This is a genomic window from Kribbella kalugense, from assembly GCF_004365875.1.
In the GTDB taxonomy this organism is placed as follows: domain Bacteria; phylum Actinomycetota; class Actinomycetes; order Propionibacteriales; family Kribbellaceae; genus Kribbella; species Kribbella kalugense.
Map to the genome: position 1 here is coordinate 3,325,085 of NZ_SODF01000001.1, position 22,848 is coordinate 3,347,932.

The 22,848-nt window shown below is 63.2% G+C and carries 19 protein-coding genes and 1 pseudogene; 14 read left to right on the plus strand and 6 right to left on the minus strand.

Annotated features, from left to right (window positions below):
• Positions 1 to 289: 289 nt before the first annotated feature.
• The 4 genes from EV650_RS15635 (at position 290) to EV650_RS15650 (ending at position 4,176) form a co-directional block, all read left to right on the plus strand.
• The gene (locus EV650_RS15635; RefSeq protein WP_166678143.1) at positions 290 to 898 is read left to right on the plus strand and encodes a TetR/AcrR family transcriptional regulator; all 609 of its coding nucleotides are present in this window, start codon (positions 290 to 292) and stop codon (positions 896 to 898) included.
• 612 nt (positions 899 to 1,510) lie between these two features.
• Positions 1,511 to 2,161 (plus strand): M28 family metallopeptidase, encoded by a 651-nt coding sequence (locus tag EV650_RS40365; RefSeq protein WP_166678144.1) that lies wholly within the window; start codon positions 1,511 to 1,513, stop codon positions 2,159 to 2,161.
• Positions 2,158 to 3,162 (plus strand): enoyl-CoA hydratase/isomerase family protein, encoded by a 1,005-nt coding sequence (locus tag EV650_RS15645; RefSeq protein ID WP_134119474.1) that lies wholly within the window; start codon positions 2,158 to 2,160, stop codon positions 3,160 to 3,162. Before EV650_RS40365 ends, EV650_RS15645 begins: the two co-directional genes overlap by 4 nt.
• A gap of 36 nt (positions 3,163 to 3,198) precedes the next feature.
• Positions 3,199 to 4,176, plus strand: a complete 978-nt coding sequence (locus EV650_RS15650; RefSeq protein ID WP_134119475.1) for a zeta toxin family protein — start codon at positions 3,199 to 3,201, stop codon at positions 4,174 to 4,176.
• Between the two features lie 115 nt (positions 4,177 to 4,291).
• On the opposite strand, the gene EV650_RS15655 is transcribed toward EV650_RS15650, so the two are convergent.
• Positions 4,292 to 5,116, minus strand: coding sequence for a helix-turn-helix domain-containing protein (locus EV650_RS15655; protein WP_134119476.1), 825 nt, complete (start codon positions 5,114 to 5,116; stop codon positions 4,292 to 4,294).
• 29 nt (positions 5,117 to 5,145) lie between these two features.
• Here EV650_RS15655 and EV650_RS15660 point away from each other — a divergent pair, with 29 nt between their 5' ends.
• From EV650_RS15660 to EV650_RS15680, 5 genes are all read left to right on the plus strand, one after another.
• Positions 5,146 to 6,366, plus strand: coding sequence for an MFS transporter (locus tag EV650_RS15660; RefSeq protein WP_166678145.1), 1,221 nt, complete (start codon positions 5,146 to 5,148; stop codon positions 6,364 to 6,366).
• Positions 6,367 to 6,477: 111 nt separating this feature from the next.
• Positions 6,478 to 6,954 carry a cysteine hydrolase family protein gene (locus EV650_RS41335; protein WP_255512050.1) on the plus strand — a complete coding sequence of 159 codons (477 nt, stop codon included), beginning with the start codon at positions 6,478 to 6,480 and terminating at the stop codon, positions 6,952 to 6,954.
• Between the two features lie 243 nt (positions 6,955 to 7,197).
• Positions 7,198 to 8,043: a hypothetical protein gene (locus EV650_RS15670; RefSeq protein ID WP_134119478.1), complete on the plus strand. Its 846-nt coding sequence runs from the start codon at positions 7,198 to 7,200 to the stop codon at positions 8,041 to 8,043.
• Between the two features lie 579 nt (positions 8,044 to 8,622).
• Positions 8,623 to 9,558 carry a DUF4097 family beta strand repeat-containing protein gene (locus EV650_RS15675; protein WP_134119479.1) on the plus strand — a complete coding sequence of 312 codons (936 nt, stop codon included), beginning with the start codon at positions 8,623 to 8,625 and terminating at the stop codon, positions 9,556 to 9,558.
• A gap of 1,885 nt (positions 9,559 to 11,443) precedes the next feature.
• Positions 11,444 to 12,058, plus strand: a complete 615-nt coding sequence (locus EV650_RS15680) for a TetR/AcrR family transcriptional regulator (protein WP_202874523.1) — start codon at positions 11,444 to 11,446, stop codon at positions 12,056 to 12,058.
• Between the two features lie 13 nt (positions 12,059 to 12,071).
• On the opposite strand, the gene EV650_RS15685 is transcribed toward EV650_RS15680, so the two are convergent.
• Both EV650_RS15685 and EV650_RS15690 read right to left on the minus strand, forming a co-directional pair.
• A complete protein-coding gene (locus EV650_RS15685) occupies positions 12,072 to 13,214 on the minus strand; it encodes an FAD-dependent monooxygenase (RefSeq protein WP_134119480.1) in 1,143 nt (380 codons plus the stop codon).
• A 307-nt stretch (positions 13,215 to 13,521) separates the two neighbouring features.
• Positions 13,522 to 14,496, minus strand: a complete 975-nt coding sequence (locus tag EV650_RS15690; RefSeq protein ID WP_166678146.1) for a zeta toxin family protein — start codon at positions 14,494 to 14,496, stop codon at positions 13,522 to 13,524.
• A 422-nt stretch (positions 14,497 to 14,918) separates the two neighbouring features.
• Here EV650_RS15690 and EV650_RS15695 point away from each other — a divergent pair, with 422 nt between their 5' ends.
• The gene (locus tag EV650_RS15695; protein ID WP_134119482.1) at positions 14,919 to 15,266 is read left to right on the plus strand and encodes a hypothetical protein; all 348 of its coding nucleotides are present in this window, start codon (positions 14,919 to 14,921) and stop codon (positions 15,264 to 15,266) included.
• A gap of 219 nt (positions 15,267 to 15,485) precedes the next feature.
• Positions 15,486 to 16,247 (plus strand): hypothetical protein, encoded by a 762-nt coding sequence (locus EV650_RS15700; protein ID WP_134119483.1) that lies wholly within the window; start codon positions 15,486 to 15,488, stop codon positions 16,245 to 16,247.
• Positions 16,248 to 16,450: 203 nt separating this feature from the next.
• Here EV650_RS15700 and EV650_RS15705 read toward each other — a convergent pair whose 3' ends face one another.
• On the minus strand, positions 16,451 to 17,659 hold the full coding sequence (locus tag EV650_RS15705; protein ID WP_134119484.1) for a low temperature requirement protein A: 1,209 nt from the start codon (positions 17,657 to 17,659) through the stop codon (positions 16,451 to 16,453).
• Between the two features lie 505 nt (positions 17,660 to 18,164).
• Between EV650_RS15705 and EV650_RS15710 the strand changes: the two genes are divergently transcribed.
• On the plus strand, positions 18,165 to 18,683 hold the full coding sequence (locus tag EV650_RS15710) for a MarR family winged helix-turn-helix transcriptional regulator (protein WP_166678147.1): 519 nt from the start codon (positions 18,165 to 18,167) through the stop codon (positions 18,681 to 18,683).
• 368 nt (positions 18,684 to 19,051) lie between these two features.
• On the opposite strand, the gene EV650_RS15715 is transcribed toward EV650_RS15710, so the two are convergent.
• Positions 19,052 to 19,474: a MerR family transcriptional regulator gene (locus EV650_RS15715; protein WP_202874525.1), complete on the minus strand. Its 423-nt coding sequence runs from the start codon at positions 19,472 to 19,474 to the stop codon at positions 19,052 to 19,054.
• Here EV650_RS15715 and EV650_RS15720 point away from each other — a divergent pair.
• Entirely contained in the window at positions 19,473 to 20,426 is a 954-nt protein-coding gene (locus EV650_RS15720) for an SDR family oxidoreductase (protein WP_202874527.1), read from the plus strand. The genes EV650_RS15715 and EV650_RS15720 overlap by 2 nt on opposite strands.
• Positions 20,427 to 20,498: 72 nt before the next feature.
• Positions 20,499 to 21,388 (plus strand): annotated as a pseudogene (locus tag EV650_RS15725) (IS481 family transposase).
• A 311-nt stretch (positions 21,389 to 21,699) separates the two neighbouring features.
• Here EV650_RS15725 and EV650_RS15730 read toward each other — a convergent pair.
• Positions 21,700 to 22,674: a Gfo/Idh/MocA family protein gene (locus tag EV650_RS15730; RefSeq protein WP_134119486.1), complete on the minus strand. Its 975-nt coding sequence runs from the start codon at positions 22,672 to 22,674 to the stop codon at positions 21,700 to 21,702.
• Positions 22,675 to 22,848 lie beyond the last annotated feature (174 nt).

The window sequence follows — 22,848 nt, forward strand, 5'->3', positions numbered from 1 at the left end:
TCAGAGTTCAGAGCAGACAGGAGTTCCTTGCCATCGGCCCGGATGCGGGCGAACGCCGCGACATCGAGTGGCCTGAGTATCGCTCCCCGGGCCGCTCAACCCAGGTCACGGCGCAGAGTTCGGCGAGAACGTTGACGGGAGGATGGATCACGCCGGAACGTAGCCGACGATGTGGAGCAGTGGCCCTATGTCCACTCCCGACTCGAACATCGGTGGCGTTAGCCCGGGCTGCGGTTTCCGTCTTTCGGCACTACAGATCCGCGCTAATAGGCGGACTAGGATCCTGTTCATGCCGCCAATCAATCGCGCGCTGGACAAACGCGCAAGACGTTCCGAGCCCGCGTTCGACCGACTGACGTCCGCTGCCCGGGACTTGTTCGCCTCAGAGGGGTACGGTCACACCAGCCTCGATTCGGTCTGCGAACGGGCCGGGGTGACAAAGGGCTCGCTGTATCACCATTTCCACGGCAAAGCTGAATTGTTCGAGGCGGTGTTCGAGGCCGAAGCGAAGCGGGTGACTAGCCACGTGGCTGCCGCGATGGCGGCAGAAACCGATCCTTGGATGGCCGCAAACGTCGCGTTGACGGGTTTCCTGGACACAGTGTCCGAATCAGGCGTGCAGCGCATCTTGTTCGAGGACGGACCAAGCGTGCTTGGCTGGATGCGGGTGCGTGAGATCGATCGCCAGTACGGACTGGCACTGATCACCGACGCGTTGAATCGTCTGACAGCAGAGGGCGGAATCGAGATCTCAGATCCACCGACCCTCGCTCACCTGCTGCTGGCCGCCTTAATCGAGGCGGCATTGCTCCGAATGTCGCGGGCAGACGAACCAGAGGCTTCCGAACGAGTGGTCCAGGAGGTCCGAGCGCTGTTCGCTGCACTGATCATGCGCTGAAACCGACCGTGGGAACTGCGCACTACATCCCGAGGGTATGCAAACATACTGCCAGTATGTAGTGTGTCTGATGTGATTGAGTCTCAGAGCAGCGACCTACCGCCGGCGATGGGTACCGGCGGTGCCATGGTTGATCGTCTTCGGCGTGACGTAAAAGCGCTCGTAGGACTCGATCGACGGACGACATCCGAGGGAGAGCGAGCCTCCGCACGATGGATCATGGGGCGATTGCGGGAGATCGGTGCCGACAACATTACTGAGATGCGCTTTCGCAGTCAGTCGTCTTGGGTGCCCGCACATCTCACGCATCTTGCGCTGGGAACGGCCGCGTCACTGCTGCCGGCGCTACCGGGCCGTCTTGCGTCGGCGGCAGTTGCGGTTTCGTATGAGCTCGACGTCAGTGGACGCAGTCAATGGTTGCGGACGCTGCTGCCAGGACGGACCGGAGTGTCAGTGTCCGCGACGATTGAGCCCACCGGTAACGCCAAACAGACCTTGGTTCTGACCGCTCATCATGACGCAGCGCACTGTGGCTTGGTATGGCATTCGCGGGCGATCGCAGCAAGTCGCGCGTTGGCGCGTCGAACCGGGAGCCCGCCACCAACTCACGCAGTGATACTGGCAGCACTGGTTGCGGCGGCATCCCCATTAGCTGCAGCGCGGCATGTTGCCCGTGCGGTCATGGTCGCCGCGGGATTGCTGGCCTGGCAGTCCATGTCTAGCAAGACGACACCAGGAGCCAACGACAACGCGACGGGCGTGGCGGCAGTGCTGGAGCTCGCGCGGCTTCGGCAGCTGGACCCACTGTCAGACACCCGCGTCATCCTGGTCTTTCCAGGAGGTGAGGAGGTCGGCAGTGCGGGGATGCGGGCGTGGCTGCGCAGTGCTGGTCGTAATTTGGATCCTCGGACGACACTGGTCGTGAACCTCGACGCTGTCGGCAGTGCCGGCCACCTCGTGGTGGCTAACCGAGAGGGGCTGACAGGTCGGCTGGACCTGCTAGACCTAGATTTGGCGATGATCGCGGCCGAGCGCGCCGGACTCGAACTGCAGTCGACTGCCTTGCCCAATCCGACCGATGGCGCCGCAGCGAGAGCGGCTGGCCTGCCAGTCGTATCGCTGGCCTCTCTCGATGACGGCTGGATCGGGCATCTCCATCGTGAGACCGATACGGCCGAGAACGTCGAGTGGTCCACTGTTGAGGACGCCGTCAGATTGACTGAGGAAATCACTCGACTTTGGCAGCACCGGAGTGTTCGATGAGTGCTTCAGTAATTCCTCGTCTACTCCTCGAACAAAACGGTAGATTGCTGACCGTCCGGTTTAACAATCCACCGCGAAACTTCTTCGACGAGCAGATGAGCATTGAACTGGACGACCTCGCCCGAGCCCTGCGTCGCGACGACTCGATCGGCGCAGTTCTGTTCACAGGCGTCGAAGACTCGTACATGACCCATTTCGATGTAGGTGACCTCCTACGCGCCTCGCGATCGATGCCGGTGTCAATGAGCTACAAATCAGCTCGCGTCGCAGCCGCCCTAGCTCGCGGAGCCGCGCGCTGGCCAGGAGCCGACCAATTGCTCCGGCGGACACCAGCGCGTCAGGCGATGCTCCTCGCGCGGATCTATGGCTCTCTGGATCGGCTCAACCGGCTGGACAAGGTGATCGTGACCGCGATCAACGGACTCGCGTTCGGCATGGGGTGCGTGTTTGCTCTCGCCTGCGATATTCGGGTCATCAACGACAGCTCCGACATCGGGTTGACAGAGTCCGCCTTGAACATGCTTGCCGCCGGAGGTGGAACTCAACGGCTGACTCGAATGATCGGCACCGGTCGCGCGCTCGACCTTTTGCTCGAGGGTCGTTGGCTCACCGCCACCGAAGCCGCTGACCTCGGGCTCGTGCACAGCGTCATCCCATCCACCGATTTGTTGCCGTACACAACCAACCTCGCGGAGCGGCTCTCCCACCGATCGGCGGTGAACATTCGCGAGATCAAGCGAGCGGTCTATGAGGCCGCGGCACGGCCACTCGCCGGCGGCCTAGCCCGCGAGGCCGCCGGCGCGATCATCGCTCTCACTTCACCACAGGCCGAACGAGCGCTCAACACGTATCAGAAGTTGCTCGACAGCCACGAACCGCTGACCGACAACGATGTGAAGGTCAGCCTCCGCACGGTCGCTGATCAGGGACTTTGTTCCAGCGGAGAGCCCACAAGTCCCCCAGGTGTTCTTCGAGAGAAGTTGAAAGGCATAGGTCTCTGACCACATCGTTGATAACCATGGGTCGTGGATGAGCCTATGACCGACGACGGTACTATCGATAGCGGTAGAAAGATGGCGACGATCGAACACAACACGCCGGATCAGTACGCGCTGGACGAGGTGGAGAGCCAGCGGATCTTTAGCGAGCGCATCGTCCCCGACCAACTCAACGGCACCAAGCAAGATCGGCCCGTTGCAGTATTCATCGGTGGCCAACCTGGTGACGGCAAGGCGTCGATCACCGCACTGACGCGTGGCCTTCTGGATCGCCGGGGTCGAGCGGTAACTCTCGCGTCGTCCGCGTACGAGCCATACCATCCCGACTTCCATGCACTGATCGCTAGCAACTCCCTCGACGCCGCCGAGGGTGTCACCTTCGACGGCCGACGATGGTTGGTGCATGCCGAATCGCTGGTGATCGCCGAACGGTACGACGCCGTGATAGAGACCGATCTGTACGACCCCGCGGAACTCGCTGCATCAGCTCGCCGGTTCAAGTCCGCTGGCTATCGGGTCGAGGTCGCGCTCATCGCGGTGCACGCCTCGCTCAGCCGCATCGGTGGACTCAAGCGACATATGCTGGCGCTGCAAGCGTTTGGACTCGCGCAAATGGCCACAGCGAGCTCACATGACAGGTGCTACGAGGGTGTGTTGAAGGCTGCTGCCTTGGTCGACGAGACCGAATTCGCTGATGTGGTGGCCGTGCTCCGACCGAACGGCCACCGCGTCCACAGCAATCAACGAATGGATGATGGCCGCTGGCAACAATCCCCCGGTACGTCTGATGCCATCAGGCGAGAGCGTGAGCGTCCGTGGACTGCGCTGGAATCGAAACAGTTCCTCGCCGATGTTTGGGCCTACGAGCACTACGGAATTGCTGCGCCCGACCAGTCGATCCGAGACGCGGTGGTCCGTGAGACCAGGCAGGTCATCGACCTGGCGCGGCCGCGGCTTCACCCCACAGCGGCTACCGCGCATATCGCGACAACTGGCACCGCGGACCAAGGCAGCTAGTGGCCTTGACCTTCGCGCCACGCGCTGCGATGAGTGGAACCGCCGGTCTTTCACCATCTTTCGCCGGTGTCCCGTCGCCGATGGGCGATGCGGGCGACGGACGTGATTACCAAGTCTATCGTCGCCCGCGGGCCTTCCACTGGCTTGGTGCCATTCCGAGGTACCGGCGGAACCCTGCCCGGAAATGAGAGGACGAGTGGATCCCGACTTGAGCTGCAGCGGTCTGCAGATCGACGCCGGAATCGATCAGCTCTGCGGCGCGGCGCATCCGTGCGGACAACAAGTAGTCCCTCGGCGAGACTCCGAACTGCTGGCGGAAGAGCCGGGCGAAGTGCCCCGGACTGAGGTTTACCCGGGTCGCGAGCGCGACCACGTCGATCGCCTCGCCGAGGTGTTCTTCGAGGTAGTCTCGCGACTCCCGAAGCCGCGCCGCGTGCACGCCCTTCATCTCATGCTCGACGCGGAGTGCTTCGACTGCGAGGATCGAAACATAGTTGTCAATGGCAAGCTCTCGCGCGAGCCGGTCATGTGCGAGCTCGTCCAGCAGCATCCGGCGGGCCGCGTCGATGCGATTATTCATCCCACAATGGGACAGATCGAACAGTCCGCCGTCACCCCGGTGGGTCGTCGTCAGCGCGTCGACGAAGGCCGGCTTCAGGCTGATCATGACCTGAGCATCGCGGGGCTCGGACTCGTCGTGCCGGATCCGGAGCTCCTGCTTCGCGTCGAGTGCTACGAGACAGTCCGCCGTCACGCCACCGCTCGAGGCGGACGTCCGAAGGTGCCAGCCACCCCGAGTGGTCAGGACGAGTTCGGGGCCGTCGGTCAGTTCCTCATTCGGGTCGCGATGCCTGCGCCCCGGATGGTGCTGGAAAGCGCTGATGTCACACGCCGGCGTATGAGCCAGAGATGCGATCAGACCGATCTGCGTCGATTTCACCTTTCGAGTTTAGCTTTTGGAGACTACTGATGGCGGGTTATCTGACCACGCTGAAGCTGCGCGACTACCGCTTGCTGTGGATCGGGTCCACCGTGTCAACGTTCGGCGACGCGATGACGCTGGTCGCCCTCACCTGGCTCGTTCTTAGTCAGTCAGGGCCAACCGGTGTGGGCTGGCTGGTCTTTGCATTCGGGGCTCCGGTGGTGATCGGCGGCCTGCTGACCGGCCGGATCCTGGCGAGGTTCGGTGTCGTTCGAACGCTCTTCACCGACAGCCTGATCCGGGCTGTCATCGTGTCGTCGGTGCCTGTCGCCGAACTGATTGGTCATGCACCGCGTTGGCTCCCGTTTGTCGTTGCGGTGTCGTACGGGCTGGCCAAGATGATCCCGCTGGCCGGAGTCCCCACCTTGATCCCGGACTTGGTCGACAGCGAGAGCCTCAACGCGGCGAACGCCCTCGAGACAATCTCGTACGGCGCGGGCTCGGTCGCTGGCCCGGCACTAGCCGGCGCGATGCTGGCGTTTCTATCTCCAGGCAGCGTGCTTGCCGTCGACGCCGCAAGCTTCGTCGTCTTCGCTATCTGCCTCAAGCTGATGCAGCGGCAAGTAGAAGTAGTCAGCGGGACGTCGGACGGCATCGGTGTGATGACGGCACTGCGATTCATTGTTCGTTGCGCTCCGATACGATCCACGACGCTGATGTTTGCCGGATGCAACATTGGTCTGGGCACGCTGGCCGTCGTACTCCCTGTTTATGCCGTCAACACGCTCAAGGTCGGCGCCGCAGGCTTCGGAACGATGACCGCTGCGCTTGCCGCGGGCGAGCTCCTCGGCGCCGCCGCAGCAGGAGTTTGGCCGGTACGACGCAACCTGGGCCGAGCCATCGCCGGCACGCAGCTCGCCACCGGTCTCGCTGCCTGCGGACTGCTTCTACACCCGCAGTTGATCGCCACGTGCATAGTCCTGGCTCTGGTCGGGGCTTTCAGCGCACCGATGACGATCTGGGCCCAAACCATCCGGATGGCCTTGGTTCCCAGTGATCTGCGCGGTCACGTGTTCGCATTGCTAAGGACAACTATGCAAGCGGGCGCACCGGCCGGCGGTGTGGTCGGTGGCGCTGCCATCAGTGGTGGCATTGGGTTAGCGACGGCCCTATCCGCTGCTTGGCTGGGGCTCCCCGGGGCCGTGGGCCTCGTCGCGCCATCTCTGTCGGACACTGCAACAGCACCTCCAGCAGCCCGCGTCACCTGAGCGAGGAACCCCGGATCCTGGAGGTCGGCGTGCCAAAGTCCACGCACGTCGATCGGTCTGGGCGCCAGACCTCCGTTGGCTGGATCATGTGGAGAGGCCGAAACGGACACCATGCAGGGCGGGCGCGCTGAGACCACGCCCATACGGCTATCGAGTCGAGGAGGCGCAAATGCTGTGGCAGGGTTGGCGGTTGTCATCGGCGATCTTCAGGTAGGTGTCACGCACAAGTACCCGATCGCGGCTGAGCTTGTTCCGCGCGCGGCCGCTCTGGCGGCTGCGGCCCGAAAACGTGGGCATCTTGTCGTGTTCGTTCGCACACAGCTCCGTGCGAACGGCAGCGACGTGTCAGCGCAGAACGCTGGCGTTCATGCCATCTATGACATGAACGACGACTACCACCAGGGATCGACTGGTGTCGAGCTCGATCCTGGTCGGGGACGGGCGCCCGGCGACGTCGTCGTCACCAAACGCCGGGCCAGTGCGTTCGCTGGGACCGACCTCGACGTGGTGCTGCGCTGCAACGGTGTCGGCATGCTTGTCGTCGCGGGAAGTCGCGACGAGCGCGATGGTGGCCGCAACGGTCTATGATGCCGCAGACCGTGACTTCCGGGTCCGCGTCGCGAGCCAGGTGTGCGCCGACCCGATCAGCGCGCTACACGACTTCCTCATCGGCACGCTGTTCCCATCCCGTGGCGTCGAGATCGTGACCGATCTAACGCCGTGATGGCAGGCGCCTGCATTTCGCCGATTTCGTGAGCTCTGCCCCGAGGCGCTGGTAGAATCTTACGTTGACGGCTTAGTCACTTGCACTGCGAGAAGCAGGGAGTTGCTATGCCTGAAAGCGAATTCGATCGCCTCCCGAGGGTCGCGCTCGACGACAGCATTGGGCCTCGGACATCGCAGCGCGATCTGGATCCACGCCCGGAGATCGCGTCGGAGGAGCGGCAAGCAGCGGCAGCGTTGGAACTGGCTCGGGCGTGCTTGATAGCCCGGGAACGGCTCATGTCCGCGTTGGGTTTTGTGGCCACGGCGCGTCGCCATCTACCCGGTGCCGACGAACGCGACGGCCTCCTGGACCTCGTGGATGCCCACGGCCGCGACGCCACATCCTGGACCGAGCGGGAAATCGAAGATGTTGACGGCACTTGGAAGTTCGCGCTGGAGGATGCAAAGGACGGACTCCGTAACGCCTTCACATACCTTGCCGACGCCCAGTACACGCTCCAAAAGGCGTTGAGGGCGCAGGGCCTGGACAGCGATCTTGGCTGGCTGGAGATAACCACGGTGGATGACAGCATCAACGACATAAGGCTGTGGCTGGAAACAGTCCACGAAAACGTTGCCGCCAGCGAGTCTGACGCGACCGGACACATCCGGGTCAACGGTGGAGCCACCTCCGTCGCTGGCGTAAGCACGGCTTCGCTCCGACTCGTGAATGCGCGGCAGGTTCTGGATCCGGACCGCTCTACGGGGATTCGACGGCTGCAGAAGACTGCGTCTCACCTCGGCCGGCTGTCTGATCAACTGTCTCAACACGGCGAGCGAAACGCACGGCCGGCACACGACGAAGCCTCGGTCAGCTACCGCCAAACATCCAAGCACCCAGCAAAACCTGCGCGCCCGCGCACGACCGGGCAGTCCACCCGCGCGCGTCGGGGCCATTCGACAGGGTTGTAGGCCGGTGCCCTGCGTAGTGGTCCTTTGCCAGCTGCGCAGTTCGATTAGCTTGAACGCACCTGTTTGTGGATTCGAACGAACGCCTGGCAAGCACCACGAAGTCTTCGCGACCCTCCCCCTGCGAACCTCATCGATATGACCAAACCGCTGCGCATGTCGCGAATCTCGAGGCGAAGGAGCGGGGAGGTTGGGATCGACCGAGCCATCTTCTCCACTCGAGGCGAAGCCAGCTACGACTGAGCGATATCGCGACGACCGGGCACGCCGATCGGTTTCTGCGGCGCTGGAGGGCTTGCGCTATTGGAGTACCAGCCGGATCCCTCAGACCGGGATTTCCGCAATGTTCGAAGTTCGTTGGCGCCACTCCAGCGGTGGGATCTACTCAATGAGCAACGATGACGGGTCGGCAAGAGACGGAAAGATGCGGTCGTGTCGCCAGCACGCGTGCCCTGAGCGAGAGGGCCGCTGACTGGCTGCACCTCTGCAAGTCTGCACCACTTCTCGATTCCCCATTTGAGTCCAGCGGCCGGCGAGTCTGAACCGCTAGCAGACCGTGCATTCGATTCCGTTAGGAGACCTGTGACCAGCCGAACATTGACGGCCGAAACAGCCGGACCTGTTGTTGTCGACGCGTCGCTGTTGCGGCACGCAGGACGGGTGGTCATGCGTGCCGACTCCGACTGCGAACGGGCGACCGTGACGATCCAGACCGCAGACGAGAACGGTCCAGCCGCGGATGCCGTTCGGAGCGCCCAACTGCGGTCGACCCCGGAAGGTTTGGAAACCTCTGTTCGCGGAGACGGATCGACGTCGGGAGGTGCAATCTCCGGCGGCGGTTTCACCATCTCGGGCGGCACCTTTGGCAATATCAGGACCGGTCGCGGCATAACGGTGAACGGCATGCACATCAGCGGTGGTAACGACATCGTCGTGAATGGCGTCCACATCACTGGTGCAGGCGGCACCGTCAACGTATCGCAGGGGGTGTCACCGATCGAGATCGTCGCCGTCGTGCCGAAGGGCAGTTCGCTGCAGACCCGATCTGACAGCGCGGACATCGAAGCGACCGGACAGCTCGCCAGGGTCGATGCCAATTCCGTCAGTGGAGATGTGGATATCGACCGGGCAGACGACATCAAGGCTAGGACCACCAGCGGTGATATCCGGATGGGGCGCACCGACCAGGTCTCCGCCCACTCCGTATCCGGGGACATCAGCATCGACGACTTCGGCGGCTCGGCCAGAACCGAGACCGTGTCCGGCGATGTGCGGGTGCACGCGACCGAGGGCGGCAATCTGAGTGCAGGCTCGGTGTCCGGCAACATCACCGTCACCGCCAGCGACGCCAATGTCGCTCAGCAACTGAATGTGCAGACGTCGACCGTGTCGGGGCGCGTTCGCACCCCGCAGCCGGCGATGAGTGCCGAGTCCCGCCGCCGCGACGACTCCGGCGGCGCACGCAACTACAAGACTGGGCGGACCGGTCCAGGCCAGGCCGCTGACAGAACGCTCTAACGACAGTTGTCCGGGACTCCCCGTGTGGCCGCCATGGAACTGACTGGCGATGCGGCACGTCACTGTCTGCGTCTGAGAAAGGCGCCGCTCCACCGCGCACTCAAGCTATCCCTAGCATTGAAGACACTGTCCGCGACGCGACCCCCTAGGTCGCAAATCAGGATTCGTTCCCGAGCTTAGGAAGCCCACGTTCCTGGCCGGACTGTCCGATCAGCTCCATGGCTGCTGCCGCACAACTCAGCGTCTGGTCAACATTTCGCCGCATCACCCCACACTGGCCAGATCACGAAGCACACCTCGACCGCCCAGCACCATCGGCTGACAAGACGCAGCATGTCGTGGAGAGACGTAACCTTACGGTCGGCCTGCCAAGAGGTAAGTGTGGCCTGGTTCCAGAGTGCTCAGATGGCCGCGATCCGCCGAGGCACGCCCATCCGCCGGCTCTGACTCTTCCCGACCATCGCTCGAGCTCCTTGCATATGTTCGAACGCTCGCTCGCACGCGTCAGGTCGCCAAGTCCGACTGGTACCTGCGTCTTAACCACGCCGACCCGGCAGCACGTCGAGAGGGTGCCACGGCCGAACCAGACCATGTCGGCAGCCGACGCCAGCAGTAGGCGCCGTGTCTCGCGAACTGCTGCTCATATGCGCTGATGAAGGCGCCTGATCATCGCGCATTCCGCATAGATCTCCGACATTTGCCTCAAGATCGGTCTCTTTTGGCCGACGTGTTGGGGTGGCCACCGGTCGCCATATCGATCGCTGGCCAGACACCCTGAGTTGTCTCGACCGGACTGGCTCGGAAATATGGGCTGACTGACGCCAAGCACGCGCGCCGATCGGATCCTGCGGCTCTAGCAGACACCACGGCCGCCGTGACGGCTTAGGACCGACGGCCGCAGCGTCTGCATTCTCGAATCCGGCCGCGCTGATGGCTAGTTGCCGGGCCGCATTCGAGATACGTAGGGAGATGCCAATCGTGCCGCAAGCAACTACATCCTGCAACAGAAAGTCGAGATAGGGACCATCTTTGTATGAGATGAATTGACATAGACTAACGGCAAGTTCTAGCACTTGGTCCCCGAACCGAGGAGACCCATTGGAAGAAGCTCCACAGCATCACCTCAGCCCAAGTTCGCCTCGACGCCATCTGCCGGGAAATTGTGCATTCCACAATCGGCGATCAGGTCGCCCGCCGGTCAGTAGCAGGCGCCGTAGAGATGAGATGACATGAGAGGCATGGTGTGGACTTGCAACGGGTCACCACCTAAGCGGAAATAGCGCCTCGCACCAAGCTCACCGCCGCGGATGGAGATGCCGGGCTAACAAAGTACGCTCTGCCCGCCATGACAGATCTGCCCTTAGCCATCAGTTCCGCATCAGGGAACAGTCCTTTCTCGTACGATTTCGAGGGCCTTCTGTGCGGCTCAAGTGTCCCGAGCCACGCCCAGTGAATCCCACCTTTGGAGCAGGCCCAACGAACTTCGAACATTGCGGAAGTGTCAGGCGCGCGGATCAGGGACGCATCCAGTCAAGAGATCGACGAGGCCATCGCCGCGCGCGACCGTCCGTTCCTCGTGCGCGGTGCCCACGGGGGAACGAAACCGACAAGCTTGCAACTGGTTGCGGCGATCTGCGAGATGCTCGGCAGACGGGCAATCATCGGCACCAGGCAGCGGACCGGAAGCTCCTACCCCGCCCGCCTCCGACCCGCCATCCCATGTCGGCTCGACACCTATGGAGCTCCGGGACCACAGAATCCGACAGCTTGTCTGACGTCATCGATCTCGCCAACGACTGGCTTCTGAATCGTGTGTCTGGCGTCCGTCGTGCACTTGGGCCCGACGTCTAATGACCACTTGCTCAGTAGCAGCGGCGATAGGACCATGGACGACGGTTGTATGATCTCGCACATGGGCCGTACGACGAGACCGGCCGCCGGCCCGCGCCGCGTGCGCGACCCTACGGTCCATCAGGCTGAGATCCTCGCAGCTGCCAGAGACTGCTTCAGCGAGTTCGGGTACGCTCGAGCCACGATCCGCGAGATCGCACGCCGCGCCGGGGTGACCCATGGGTTGGTGATACGGCACTTCTCGACGAAGGAGGATCTCTTCGTCGCGTCGATGCCCGGCCTAAGAGATCTCGACGACATCGTCATAGGAGATCCCACGACGCTGCCCGAGCGGGTTGCGGCCGCCTTTGTGGAACGGATGGATGCGGCAGCGGCAGCCGATCCAATCGTCGCTCTCATCCGGAGCGCTGCAACGAACGAGAAAGTTGCCGTCGCGCTCTACCAGTCGATGCAGCATCGCAGCAGCGTGGCCTTCCGCCGAGTGGTGAAGGGGCGAGATGCAGACAACCGGATCGACATGCTGAACGCAATCCTGATCGGCGTCACCTTCAACCGGTACGTCGTACGAGTTGGGCCAGTCGCGTCGATGCCTCCGAAGCGACTGGTCGCGCAACTCGCTCGGGAACTGCGACACATTCTCTTCGACTGATCTTCGCGTGCAGTCAGTAGTCCTTGAGCTTCATCTTGATCGGATCGACTTCCAATTGCTGACCCGCCTCGGGTTTCAGAAACCACTCAGCGCCCCTTTTCCCGATCTCCTGGTTTTCGATCACGTACGGACGCAACTGCCGCTCGTACTCACTGAAGGCTGCGGCATGCTCCGCGTTTCTGGCAAGCTCGCCCGCCAGTACATAGGCAGCAACAACCGCCTGCGACGTGCCAAGTCCGGACGTCGGGGCGGCACATGCAGCGGCATCACCAACCAGCACGACCCGGTCCGTGGACCAGGATGGCATCCGGATCTGGCTCATGGGATCGAAGTACAACTCCCGGACCTTGCCCATGGCGTCCAGCAGCCGCGGCACCTCCCACTTCATATCCCCTAACTGCTCGACCAGAACCACCTTCTGCCGAACAGCGTCGCTCCGATCATCCAGAGGGGAGTCGGTAGCAAAGGAGAAGACCACCTGCATATCCTGCCGATCAGCTCGGCAACTGACACCGGCCGCACGGCCACCCAGCCGGTACAGGAAGCCTCGGTCGGCAGGGGGGAAAATGGTCGGGGCGGTGAACCCGGCGCCCATCATGCCAAGGTAGTGCGCGAACTCCCGCTCCGGTCCGAAAGCCAAGGAGCGAACCGTGGAATGCACACCGTCAGCTCCGACGACCAGATCGAAGACCTGGGATTCGCCTTGCCGGAACTCCACATACACTCCGTCGGTCTGCGCTGCCAGCGCGGTCACGGTATCGTCGAACCAATGCGGGATCTCCCGGGTCGCAGCCGCGAGGATGTCGATCAGGTCGCCCTTCCGGATCTCGATGTCTCCTCCGAACACCTCCGGCGGCACCGTCAGTTCGGGCTCTCCCTCCGGATCGAGGACAAGCGTTTCGCGTCGTGGCGTCTGACGGTGGCGGACTTCATCAATGAGGCCCATCCGGTCCAGGATCTCCAGTGCAGGCCCGCGGAAGTCGACGTCGTACCCACCGGTGCGATGCGTGGTCGCGCATTCGACAACGAGAACGGAGAAGCCGTGCTGCTTCAGCCAGAACGCGAGCACTTCGCCGGCCACACCAGCACCGGAGACGAGAACCTTCTTAGGAGCCACTGCCAACTCTTTTCGGTTGAACGGAACGAAGACACTCATATTTGGTCATAGGTCGGAGGTAGTGGCGGCGCCCTGCTGCGCCTCCGCCTAAAGCTCGACTGCCGGCGGAATGGGCGACTTAGTCGATAGGTGGGTACAGGGGTCGATGGATGGACGAGATCTCCTCCGTCCACCTCCCACACAAAACCTTGCCATTGACAACTATATGCCTGCGCTCGCGGTTCAAGCGACCTGGAGCGGGTGGCAGGTTTCTCCAGCGAAGACGTTAGATCCAAGGTGCCATGTTCTTCGCCTGAGGCAACGAGATCTGCCGGATGAGAGGCGAGAGAGCCAAATCGACAGACGCTCACCGTGGAACTCCCGGACGTGGAACTCCCCCCGGCGGGCGTAGTCGTGGAGCGGTCGTGCCGGCCGTCGCGATGCGGAAGGTGACCGCGATTGGATCCAGCTGCGGTCTGGCCAGATCGACGACCGCGATGGCCCCATTGATGGCCTCCTCTCGAATCCATCGGTCCGGCGCGCCGAGGCCGCGGAGTTCGTAGTCCCTGACGTCGCCCAGGAACTGCTTCGACTCCGCTAACGTCCAAATACGAGCACGCTCAGACCTGACGGCGTCGGCGGTCGCCGGAGAATGTTGCCATCGGCCATCATCAGTCCGCCGATTACGGTAGACCGTCTGGCCATTTGGGCGAACCACCGCGACTACGTCCGCCGGACCGTCCTGGTCGAGCATGTCGGCCGCTTCCAGGACACCTTCATAGCACGCTTCGTGAACGCACATCTCGGCCATTCTGGCGTATCCGTAGGCCTGCAACGCCCGCAAGTGGCGATCCAGTCGACCGAAACGGCTGATCGACGCATGGGCCGCAACGAGGGCGACCTCGACTCGGTAGCCGCGGGCCTTGAAGCGGCGAGCCGATACGTCGAGCTCAAGCGGGTCGGCGAGATTCGTTTCCACCACCGCGTCGTATCGCTCCTCGATCGTCAACAACTCCGCCTCAGCAAGCCAGCGCCGGCCGTCGAAGCCGACGCATTGTTCGGCCCTGAGATCGTTGCTTCCGACAAGCTCGTGGAACGCGGGATGGTACGGCTCATATTGGTCTGCGCACAGCGTGACCACACCACCACGCCGATCCAGCACTGAGCGGGCCAGCGCGCTAACAGACGCCTTGCCGTCACCTGGCTGACCCCCAACGAATACCACGACCGGGTTGTCCTGCCGACTAGCGGTCAGTTGGTCCGGAACAATGTGGTCGTGGAAGATCCGCTGACTCTCGGTCTCGTCGAGTACGTACTCGTCAGTGCTGTACTGCTCGTTCACTCGAACCACCGTCACTCCGCCTCGTGGCCAGTCCCACCTCAGACATAACCGAACAAGCTTGGTACCTGTCCCAGCATTTCCAGTTCCTTCGAACTACCGCGACCTATTCGTGCTCAACGGAACGCGCCACTCGGCGACCAACCCTGGTGTCGCGATGCTCGCCGCGACCAACGGGTGGATCGGCACGCTGGACGAGAACAACGGCAGCGTTTCAGTAACGCTGTGCCGGCGCCCCTCGAACACGAGGTCGAACGCGCGGCTGGTACGAATCGTCCCGACCCGTGCCTGCGTGCAGTCATCGGTAATGCGAACAATCAGGCTGGACTCGGTCAGACCCAGGTCAAACGATCCACGAATATCCTCACGTCGCCGGTCAGCGCGAACACATAGCGGCGCCTGGCGTTCCGACCAGAGATTTCACGGTGCGCATCGGACCGCTGACCCACATGCACAGGTATCGTCTGGCCGTGGTAGATGCTCCCTTCAACGTTCTCGCCGAACTCGGCGCTGCTGCCTGGTCGCCTCGAGAGGCGGCCGCGTACGAGGCCGCGTTGGAGGGGGTCAGCCAGGCGATCGGGCACTTCGAAACGCTCATCGCGGCAGAGCAGGCGGCGGAACATCCGAACGACCTCCAGATCGCTGACTGGCAACTGCAGCGACGCGCATGGGCAGCTCGAGGTCGCACGCTGACGCCATTAGACGAAGATGAGATCGCTCAAATTTGGGTGGACGGCGAGGAACTCCTTGCCGACCCGGACTGGACCGGCTGAGCACCTCTCAGTAAGTACGCCCCAACCAAGGCGCGTTCGTGGCCGGATGGGGTCCCCAAAGGAGCCCTCACCGCGATCTACCGGGCAGTTCCGAGCAGGTTCTCACGCGTCGCCGCATCGCTCGGAGCCAGCACATCGTCCGCGGCCATCCCGCATCCGATCATCAAGCACAAGCCGCCAACTCAGGTCCTGGATCGGACCCTGCTCAAGGTCGCAGTGGTGCGGCACATTCGGCATGATCTCGGGCAACTCAAGCAGCCGATGCCGACTAAACGCCGTCAGCCCAGACCAGACATCAGCAGTCGATTCCTCACGCCTTCGATGATCACCTTTGCCCTGTTCATGAGCTCGACCATTCGCCGCCGGGCGGCAACGCTGCGCGTCACTTTCAGTCCATCTGCTGCCTCCATTGTGACCGCTGATACGAGGTCCGATACCTCCAACGCGGAGCACAGCGGCTCAACTGATGCCGTCGGCAACTTTCTGTCACGCGAACTCAGGAGGTCGGGCTTCGGCTTCGAGATTGATCGGCTGCGCATGCTCTTCTCTACAAGCCAAGTGCGCCGCTTCAACGATCCTCGAAAGATCTCTTCTCCCACGACCTTCGCACCTACGCTAGCCGCGTTGACCATCCCCTTCCTTGAGGAGCTCACCTTGCGGATTCCCCGAACCGCACTTCGCGCAACACTGTCCCTGGTGGCGGCAGCCGCCCTCGCCACCACTGGCAGTACCCTCGCTCAGGCGCAGCCGGCCCGCCCCGCCTCGGTGACCTGCAGCATGGGCTCGGACTGGAACCACATCACAGGCGATGGAGTACAGATCCACACGCAGCCCAACGCCGGGTCGACTGTGCTCGGTCTTGCATACAGGAGTGGCCTCTTCTGCGACGCCGGCATAGCCGGCAACTGGGTCTACGGACGGTACTACCCGACCGGAGTCACCGGCTGGGTCTACAGGGCCTACGTCGAGCCCTGGGCCTGAATTCTCGTACCCTTAGCCCGTGGGGCTGGCCCTCTCGCCTCTCGATGGCCAGCCCCGCACGAATGCCTGTTCCGCTGTCCCACATCTGCATGTACCGAGCGCTTCTCGGCCCCAGGCCGATGCTGACCTGTTGAGTTGCTCGCGAAACAACGCGCGCAGCCGAACCATGGCGCATTTTCTGCTCGGGCCGATGCCGCGGACCTCTATGTCTGCCTCTCCGCCGCAGATGGATCCGGGGCAGGCCGTATGCCGTACCACACCACGACGCCGTAGAGCGCTGGTACGACGAGGAGCACGAGAAGGACGACCAGTAAGGCAGTCGTCGGCCAACCCGGTACCAGCGACGTCAGCGCCGCCACGGCCCCACACAACACCTTCAGACTCGGGCTGAGCCGCGCATGGGTCGGCTCGTCCGGACCACGGTCGAGCGTCAATTCGAGCAAAGCCAGCCCAACAAGAGCAACAGCAACCGCGCTGCCCAGAAGTACATGCCCCGCCATCGCCCGAACTCCGGCGCTCTCGCCGATGCTGAGCGAAATCGCCGCACCGGTTGCCGTGATCGCGACAAGCACCACCAGATGCAAATACACCCAGCCCAACGCAGCACCGAACCTCGGCCGTGGCGGCCGTCGCGCGATGAAATCGAAGTAGACCCACCACAAGCCAAATCCGACGGCCAACCCGAGCAAGCCATCGAGTGCCTGAATCACCCCCAAGCGATGCTCGTGATTCAGCTCACCCAGACCGGTCACAACCCCAACGATCGCCTCCCCCAGCACGATGATCGTCAACTGACCGAACCGCTCCGGGAACTTCGACGCCGAAATCCGCGGCAGCGCGGACTGACGCCGAAGCGTCAGGGTCGGTGTGAGGATCTCGACGAGCACGGCGGTTCCGAACAACAGTCGGCGCTCCCAGCCCTCGAGATCAATGGCCAACAGCAGCAGCACGGACGCCGATAAGAACCCTCCTACAAACCGGACCGCCACTGGACGAAAGACCGGCTCATGGCAGGCCGCCCGGACCCACTGCACCATGTTCACCGCCCGCGTCGCCAGGTAGGCACCGATGAACCCGCCGTACCCAGCGCCGAGCCCATCCTCGGTCCAGACCGCGAGCGCCGCCACAGCAGCCATCGCTACAAACGTGAACAGACGGTTCTCCAAACCATCAGACTCGAATCGCTCAACGTAGTAGGTAAAACCATTCCAAGCCCAGAACACCGCGCCGAACTGCAAACAGAACCCAACCACGGCACCAGGCGTCACATCTTGCGCCAGATCGTGCGACAGCCGTGCGATGACGACGACGAAGACAAGATCGAAGAACAGCTCGAGCCACGAGACGTGGCGCTCGATCTCATCATCCTCGTCGGTTCGCAGCCGAGCTCGCTGCCACCAGATTGTTCTCACCGGTCAACGTCCCCTTGATTGACTACAACGAGCATTGCATGTCTGGAAGTTCCACGTTCGTTGTACTTGGACGCCATACGAAGCGGCAAGGTCGCGTGGCTGACTGAAACAGATTCGATAGCTACCGATCGCGCTGACCTCAGCAGGCTGGCTGATCGATCCTTCGTCGGTCATCATGAGGGCATCGAGCCTCTGGCCAGGGTTGAGAGCGGAGCGATCGCGCCGTTCGGAGCCACGCACCATCTCGCCGACCATCACCTCATTGAGGTGAACAGTAACCACGCCTCACCGCGGTCGGACGTGGTCCAGATGCTCAACCTGCCCTGGAGTTCACTGGTTTGTCGCCGAACGGTCCCATTCATGCGTCGCCTGATCGATGCGGAAGTACACACATCAAGCTGACTCTTCCGATCGATCCGAGAACAAGTGGCTTCGAGGATTGTTGAAGATGGTGGACATGTGTGAACACGAAGATTCTCAACGATCTCACTGCTACCATCGCACCGTGTCGCCCGCGTTGGATTCTGTGGATCACCTTGTAGAGGTTCTGGCGGACTCGCATGAGCCGGGGCAGCTTCGCGCCAAAGCGCTGGCCTACCGTCTGCGCCGCCTCGCACACTGGTTGGAGACCGAGATCAAGCGCGAGCTGGCCGCTCTCGGCATCGAGTTGTGGGAGCTGGAGCTACTCGCCTGCCTGATCCGCTCCACCCCGGACCGTCAGCTCAGCGCTGGGCAGCTGGCCGCCGAGTTGCAGCTCACGTCTGGCGCCGTCACGAATCGCGTCGGACGTCTCGAGCGCTTGGGATGGGTCACCCGGGACTTCGCTCCCACCGACCGCCGCTCGGTGCTGGTGACCCTGACGGAGGCCGGAGCGCAGCGTGCGTACGACGTGTTCGCCGCGAAGACAGGCATCGAGTCCGCGCTCCTGTCGGGGATCACCGCGGCCAGGCAAGATCGGCTCAACAATGATCTCCGGGCCCTCCTGCTCACAATGGAAACGCTCAAGGGCGACGGCAGCCGATAGCCCGCAGCACGAGGCCGGCCCAGGCGCTCGCACGGCCCCGATCCAGGTGCTGAAGCCACCCGATCGTGACCGTCGCGCCGGTGGCGCAGTCAGCTTCCGGTCCATCCAGATAGGAGACCATCTCGGCAGGAACAGCGATCCAGCCGACCGCCGTGCGGCCGACGATGATCGAGGTGCCCAATCCGTTCACTGGCCTCGGGTTGTTCTCGGTAGACCTGGGCTGAACGTTGTTCACCGTGATGCCGCGGAGGCCCAAGTCTCTGGCCAGACGACGAACAAGATGCCGGCCGGCCGCTAGTGGTTGCGGGGTGGGACGTTGATAACGCCAGCGTGGCGCGACGTTGGACTTGAGCTTCCCACGGATGGTCTCAGGATTCGCGGACGAAGCTCGCACAGTCCGGACAGCTGTCGAGATATCGATGGCGACACTCGGCGGTGTGCTGCAGAAACGTGATCGCCTGCTGTTTGCGAACTATCTCATCTTCGAGCGCCGCGATCTTCGCCTTCACGATCGCCTGTGCCGCCGACTTCGTCGGCGCCATTGCGGCGGTCACCTCGGGCAGCGAGAGCCCAACGCGTCGGAGTTTCAGCACCGTGCGCGCCTGCTCGATGGCGCTGTCGTTGTAGGTGCGGTAGCCGTTGCCGTCGCGGCCCACGGTGAGCGCCCCCACCTGTTCCCAGTGCCGCAGCACGTGAGTTTCGATGCCGAGTTCTGCGGCTACTTCGCCGATCGTCTTCAGCAACCGCACCCTTGCCTTCATGTCAACATGAACCCTTAGCTTCTCGATCATGCCTGACACTGCTGACCCCACCGGGTCTCGTCACCGTCCGTCGATCCTTGTCACCGGCGCGACCGGCAATGTCGGTCGCGAAGTCGTCAACCGTCTCGTCGAGCGCGACGCTCGCGTGCGATGCCTCGTGCGGAATCGGCCCGAACCGCGATCTGACGTCGACTGGGTGGTAGGTGACCTCACAGACCCCACCGATGTACGTGAGGCGATGGTCGGGGTGGACACGGTCTTCCTCATCTGGCCCCTACTCGATTCCGGCCCAGCTTGCGAGGTCGTGACGGAACTCGCAGCGACGACGCCCCGCGTCGTCTACCTGTCTTCGACCGCGATCGACGACAGCGCTTCTCGGCAGAGCGATTCTATCGTCCAGGTTCACGCCGAGATGGAACGGTTGCTGCACCACGCCGGTCTGAGCACCATCGTGCTGCGCAGCGACACGCTCGCGTCCAATGCGCGTGGCTGGGTGGCGCAACTGAGCATGGGAGACGAGGTGTCCGGTCCTGACGTCGCGCGGACGCCCGTGGTCGACGAACGAGATGTCGCGGATGCCGCCGTCGCCGCGCTACTCACGCCGAACGACGAACTCGACCAGGGCCTGTACCTGCTCACGGGACCCGAAGCCCTCACCCGCGCCGACCAGGTAGCCCAACTCGGCGCCGCACTTCACCGTCCCTTACGCTTCCGCCCGCTCCCAGCAGACCTGGCGCGATCACGCATGCTCGCAGACGGTCGACCAGAGCCATTGGTGGAAGCACTGGTCAGCGCCTCGGTGCACGACCGGCGCGCAACCGCATCACTGATCACGTCGAGCGCCTCACCGGCCGACCAGCCGGCACCTTCGCCAAGTGGGCCACCGACCATGCGGTCGAGTTCCACTGACGAGGACTGCGGGATCCCACCCCACGCCGCTACGAACCTGCTCGACGACCTGCATGGGGTGAGCACGAACTAGTCGTTAGAGTCCGACTGGAAGGTACCCATGGCGCACGACAACGCTCCACTGTCCGTCTAGGGACGCCGGCGGCTGGTCGAGCGCTGCAAGGCCCGACCGATCGCACACGTCGCCGCCGAGATGGGGATCTCGCGCGTCTGCGCCTCGAAGTGAGTGAGCCGATGGCGGCAGCACGGCGAGGCAGGGCTCCTCGACCTTTCCTCGACTCCGCACCACAGCCCACGCAACACCCTCCCTGGGTGATCGAGCAGGTTGAGGCCTGGCGGCGAGAGTACAAGTGATCTGCCCAACGGATCACCGACGAGCTCGCGGACCTGGCTTCAGCATCAACCGCCGCACCGTCACCCGGCATCTGACAAGGCTCGGGCTCACTAGCCGCCGGTTCATTGACCCTGACGGCGACAACAACCGCATGCCCGGAAAGATCAAAGCCCGCTGGCCCGGACCTATGGTGCATCTGGACGTTAAGAAGGTCGGTCAGATCCCCGACGGCCGCGGCTGGCGCGAAACGCGGCGACATCTACCTGCATTCGGCCATCGACGGCTTCTCCTACACCGAGCCGCTCGAAGACGAGAAGGGAACGACCGTCGCTGCGTTCCTCATGCGAGCCAAGGCGTGGTTCGCGGCCCACGGCATCAACCACATCCACCGCACAGTTGCCGACAACGGTGCGTGTACCGGTCAGCGGACTTCGCCCGCATCGTGGGTAACCGGACCCGACATCAGAGGACCAGGCTTACACCCCACGACACAATGGAAAGGTGGAGCGCTACGAGCGGATCCTGGCAGAGAGGAGCTCCTTCACGCTCGCGAGTTCACCAGCGAAGACGCACGCTCGACTGCGGTCGCGGTCTGGAACATCCATTACAACTACCACCGTCAGCACAGTGGCGCAGGCGGTCAGCCACCAGCATCATGTTTGCGGGCGGGAGTCACCAATGTCCGGGCCTCCTACTGCTAGTCATCGACCGCGGCGCGGTTCGAGAGGTCGTTGACACAGAAGCCGATGCGGAGTACATAGCGAGGCCAAGGAGTTCCCGCCCGAGTGGTGCCGGCCAGCGAGTGGTGCAACCGCCATTCGCGAAGGTGGTCTGGCCCGCTCAACCAGTGGCCACCGCCAGCCAGCGCACCTGCTAGGCCACAGAACCCATCCGCAGGTCATCGCCGCCCTCGCTACCAATCCACCGGAGACGTCGACCTCGGCGAACCCTCGCCGACCCGACCCACACGACTTCCGCCATTAGCGCCACCCTTGGGCATCGGAACGAAGCGTCATTTCATCGCGTTGTAGGCCAGCTCGAGAGTTCGCAGCGACGCAGCCGGGCTGACCGTGGCAGCTGCGCCCTGCCGTCTACGTGCGAAGTCGTCCACAGCACCGTCGAAGGTGACGCCGAAGTCCACATCGAGGTCTTCATGGGTCCAGTGCGGGTCACCAACGTGGTACGTATCCAACCCCCCAGTCGGCGTGACTGTAAGTCGCACGGCACCTTCAGTGGCATTGAGTTCGATGCCTTGCCGCCACCCCGCGGGCCAAGGAAGGTCCGAGGCTGGGGCGGAGTATGCGTAAGAGACCCTCAGGCTGACGACCGCACCCGATTCGAATCTTCCGATCGCGACGCTGCTGTCTTCGCCACCGACTCGCGATGGACCCGTGGCGCCCCATGCGTCAAGTCTCTCGAACGGTCCGGCAAGCGCCGCGAGGGTGTAGATCAAATGAGGGGCCGCGTCGAACCATGCGCCACCGCCTGCCATTGCGCTGTCTCGGCGAAAGTCCCAGGGTGCGATATCCAGCCAGCCCAGCGACCATGCGTCGATCGAGACGACCGTCCCCAGGATGCCGGTATCGAGAATCTCTCGCGCGCGGATGACGGCGGGATGGAAGAGGAGGTTGTGATTGATCCCGACGACTCTCCCGAGTGATCTCGCTCGGTCGAGGATCGCCGCACCGTCGCGTGGCGTCAACGCGAGCGGCTTATCCACGAAGACGTCGACCCCCCGGTCCAACGCCATCATTGCCTGTGGCAAGTGCAGGTGGTGCGGTGTCGCTATCGAGACGACCTCAAGCTGTTCAGCATCCAGCATCTCGCCAAGGCCGCTGTAGGGTTTCGCGCCATAGACGGTCGCCAGTGCGGCCGCGGCCTCCAACCTCGGGTCTGCAACCGCGACGACCTCGAGGCCGGCGCGCTGGAATGCGCTCGCATGAAAACCCGAAATCCGGCCCGCACCGCAAATGCCTACTCGATCCATGACGACCCTTCCCCTCGACGTGCTACTACTTCGGTAGGTTCCACCAGGTACTTTTCGGCGCGGTCGATGAACGGAACTCGCGTCGATGTTCGCCGTCCCCGCACTCACGAACCCGAACACGCCGCCGAGGTGCAGAAGCCGGTGTCGACTCCAGCCGTGGACCCTGCGAGTCAC

Bases quoted from the DNA above. Each gene is read 5' to 3' on its own strand.
- EV650_RS15730 (WP_134119486.1), bottom strand. From the start codon at position 22,674: ATGGATCGAGTAGGCATTTGCGGTGCGGGCCGGATTTCGGGTTTTCAT.
- EV650_RS15645 (WP_134119474.1), top strand. From the start codon at position 2,158: ATGAGTGCTTCAGTAATTCCTCGTCTACTCCTCGAACAAAACGGTAGA.
- EV650_RS15670 (WP_134119478.1), top strand. From the start codon at position 7,198: ATGCCTGAAAGCGAATTCGATCGCCTCCCGAGGGTCGCGCTCGACGAC.
- EV650_RS15715 (WP_202874525.1), bottom strand. From the start codon at position 19,474: ATGATCGAGAAGCTAAGGGTTCATGTTGACATGAAGGCAAGGGTGCGG.
- EV650_RS15720 (WP_202874527.1), top strand. From the start codon at position 19,473: ATGCCTGACACTGCTGACCCCACCGGGTCTCGTCACCGTCCGTCGATC.
- EV650_RS41335 (WP_255512050.1), top strand. From the start codon at position 6,478: ATGCAGGGCGGGCGCGCTGAGACCACGCCCATACGGCTATCGAGTCGA.
- EV650_RS15635 (WP_166678143.1), top strand. From the start codon at position 290: ATGCCGCCAATCAATCGCGCGCTGGACAAACGCGCAAGACGTTCCGAG.
- EV650_RS15650 (WP_134119475.1), top strand. From the start codon at position 3,199: ATGACCGACGACGGTACTATCGATAGCGGTAGAAAGATGGCGACGATC.
- EV650_RS15680 (WP_202874523.1), top strand. From the start codon at position 11,444: ATGGACGACGGTTGTATGATCTCGCACATGGGCCGTACGACGAGACCG.
- EV650_RS15660 (WP_166678145.1), top strand. From the start codon at position 5,146: ATGGCGGGTTATCTGACCACGCTGAAGCTGCGCGACTACCGCTTGCTG.
- EV650_RS15685 (WP_134119480.1), bottom strand. From the start codon at position 13,214: ATGAGTGTCTTCGTTCCGTTCAACCGAAAAGAGTTGGCAGTGGCTCCT.